The organism is Pseudomonas sp. NPDC089569 (assembly GCF_050280625.1).
In the GTDB taxonomy this organism is placed as follows: domain Bacteria; phylum Pseudomonadota; class Gammaproteobacteria; order Pseudomonadales; family Pseudomonadaceae; genus Aquipseudomonas.
Genome location: NZ_JBNNVQ010000220.1, coordinates 1 through 2,619, shown reverse-complemented (window position 1 = coordinate 2,619; position 2,619 = coordinate 1). Strand labels below are relative to the sequence as shown.

At 62.3% G+C, this 2,619-nt stretch carries 2 protein-coding genes and 2 pseudogenes; all 4 read left to right on the top strand.

What is annotated here, in order from left to right:
• Positions 1–121, top strand: a pseudogene (locus ACQKP2_RS32390) (hypothetical protein); the annotation flags it as partial.
• Positions 93–365, top strand: a pseudogene (locus ACQKP2_RS32385) (class I SAM-dependent methyltransferase); the annotation flags it as partial. The pseudogenes ACQKP2_RS32390 and ACQKP2_RS32385, both read left to right, overlap by 29 nt.
• The gene (locus ACQKP2_RS32380; protein ID WP_427582323.1) at positions 365–988 is read left to right on the top strand and encodes a ubiquinone biosynthesis accessory factor UbiJ; all 624 of its coding nucleotides are present in this window, start codon (positions 365–367) and stop codon (positions 986–988) included. The pseudogene ACQKP2_RS32385 and the gene ACQKP2_RS32380, both read left to right, overlap by 1 nt.
• Positions 985–2,589, top strand: a complete 1,605-nt coding sequence (gene ubiB, locus ACQKP2_RS32375) for a ubiquinone biosynthesis regulatory protein kinase UbiB (protein ID WP_427582322.1) — start codon at positions 985–987, stop codon at positions 2,587–2,589. The genes ACQKP2_RS32380 and ubiB overlap by 4 nt, the downstream gene beginning before the upstream one ends.
• The last annotated feature ends 30 nt before the right edge of the window (positions 2,590–2,619 follow it).

Below are 2,619 nucleotides of genomic sequence, written 5' to 3'. Positions count from 1 at the left end.
GCCATGTGCCCTGGCGCTGGGAATCCTGGCCGAGCCGCTGACGGTTTCGCTGTTCCAGTACGGTCAGTTCAAGGCGTTCGATGCTGCCATGACCCGGCGGCCGCTTGCTGGTGCTGGAGTTCTCCAAACCGACCAACGCGCTGATGTCCAAGGCCTACGACGCTTACTCGTTCGCCTTCATGCCGTTGATGGGCAAGCTGATCACCAACGATGCGGAAAGCTATCGCTACCTGGCCGAATCGATCCGCATGCACCCGGATCAGGAAACCCTGAAGTCAATGATGGTCGAGGCCGGTTTCGACCGCGTGACCTATCACAACATGACTTCCGGCATCGTCGCCCTGCACCGCGGCATCAAGCCCTGATGCTGCTCGCCGGCCTGCTTGCCAGCGCGGAACTCGGTCTGAACCGGGTCCTGCGTCTCGACAGCACGGCGCTGCCGCGGCTCGCGCACTTGAGCGGCAAGGTGATTGCCGTCGATTGCCGCAGCCCGGCACTGCAACTGTTCATCCTGCCCAGCGAAGAAGGCCTGATGCTTGCCGTCCACTGGGAAACCGGCGCCGACTGCACCTTGCGCGCGCCGGCCTCGAGCCTGTTGAAGCTGGCGATGAGCAAGGACAAGACAGCGGTCCTGCACAGCCCGCAGGTCGAGCTCGATGGCGACAGCGGCGTGCTGCTGGAACTGGCGGCAATCCTCCAGGACCTTGAGCTGGACTGGGAGTACGAACTCTCACGCTGGCTCGGCCCGGTCGCCACGCAACTGGTCGGCGGCCACCTGCGCAGTCGCGCCCGCTGGTATCAGCAAGGATTTGCCAGCCTTGGGCAGAACCTTGGCGAATACCTGGCCGAAGAGTCGCGCAGCCTTGTCGGGCAGCGCGAAGCCGAAGCCCGATTCAGTGAACTGGACCGGATCAAACTTGATCTGGAACGTCTCGAGGCGCGTTTCGAGCGCCTTTCCCGATCCCTCGACCCAAGCGATAACGCATGAAGCTGCTTGCCGTCCGCCGTCTGTTGCGCATCCAGCGCGTCGTCATCCGCTACCGCCTCGATGATTTGTTGTTCGCCCTGCCTTTGCCCTGGTTTTTGCGAGCGCTACGTTACGCATTGCCGTGGCGCTGGTTTCCACGCAAGCCCCTGGACCTGAGCCGAGGTGCGCGTCTGCGCCTGGCGCTGCAGGACCTGGGGCCGATTTTCATCAAGTTCGGGCAGATACTCTCCACCCGTCGCGACCTGTTGCCCGAAGACATCGCCGATGAACTGATGTTGCTGCAGGACCGCGTGCCGCCGTTCGACTCGCAACTGTCGGTGAAGCTGATCGAAGAGCAGCTGGGCAAGAAAATCAGTGAAGTGTTCAGCCGTTTCGACGTCGAACCGCTGGCCTCGGCCTCGGTGGCGCAGGTGCATGCCGCACAGCTCAAGACGGGCGAAGAAGTGGTGGTCAAGGTGATCCGCCCGGGTCTCAAACCGGTCATCGCCCAGGATCTGGCGTGGCTGTTCATCCTGGCCCGCGCCGCCGAAAAAGTCTCGGCCGATGCGCGCCTGCTGCACCCGGTGGACGTGGTCAGCGACTACGAAAAAACCATCTACGACGAACTCGACCTGCTGCGCGAAGCCGCCAACGCCAGCCAGTTGAAGCGCAACTTCGACGGCTCGCCGCTGCTGTACGTGCCTCAGGTCCATTGGGACTGGTGCCGTCCGAAAGTGCTGGTGATGGAGCGCATCTACGGCATTCAGGTGACCGATCTGGCGACTCTGGCCGACCAGCGCACCGACATGAAAATGCTCGCCGAACGCGGTGTGGAGATCTTCTTCACCCAGGTGTTCCGCGACAGTTTCTTCCACGCCGACATGCACCCCGGCAACATCTTCGTCAGCACCGTAAATCCGTGGAGCCCGCAGTACATCGCCATCGACTGCGGCATCGTCGGCAGCCTGACCCCGGAAGACCAGGATTATCTGGCGCGTAACCTGTTCGCCTTTTTCAAGCGCGATTACCGGCGCGTGGCGCAGTTGCACATCGATTCGGGCTGGGTGCCGGCAGAAACCAAACTCAACGAATTCGAAGCGGCGATCCGTACCGTGTGCGAGCCGATCTTCGAGAAACCATTGAAGGACATTTCCTTCGGCCAGGTGCTGATGCGCCTGTTCCAGACTGCTCGTCGCTTCAACATGGAAGTGCAACCGCAACTGGTGCTCCTGCAGAAAACCCTGTTGAACATCGAAGGCCTGGGTCGCCAGTTGTACCCCGAACTTGATCTATGGAACACCGCGCAGCCGTTCCTCGAGCGCTGGATGCGCGAGCGCGTCAGCCCCAAGGCCCTGCTTGGCAACGTACACAGCCAGATCGAACAGATCCCGCACCTGGCCAATATGACGCGCGATTTGCTCGAACGCCTGTCCCAACCCCACGCCAGCGACCCGCCGCCGTCATGGCACCGCCGCCGCGATGACTGGTTCCTGCGCCTGCTCGGCACCGCGCACCTGGCCGGCGGTGCCATCCTTGCCGCCGGTGGCCCCATGAACCAGTTGGCCTATTGGCCCGCAGGCATCATGATGGCCGTCGGCTTGTATCTGGTCGTTCGCCGATAGCCAGTTGTGTGAACGACTGGCACACTGTTT

Coding starts and splice junctions, on each gene's coding strand:
- ACQKP2_RS32380 (WP_427582323.1), top strand. CDS start 365: ATGCTGCTCGCCGGCCTGCTTGCCAGCGCGGAACTCGGTCTGAACCGG.
- ubiB (WP_427582322.1), top strand. CDS start 985: ATGAAGCTGCTTGCCGTCCGCCGTCTGTTGCGCATCCAGCGCGTCGTC.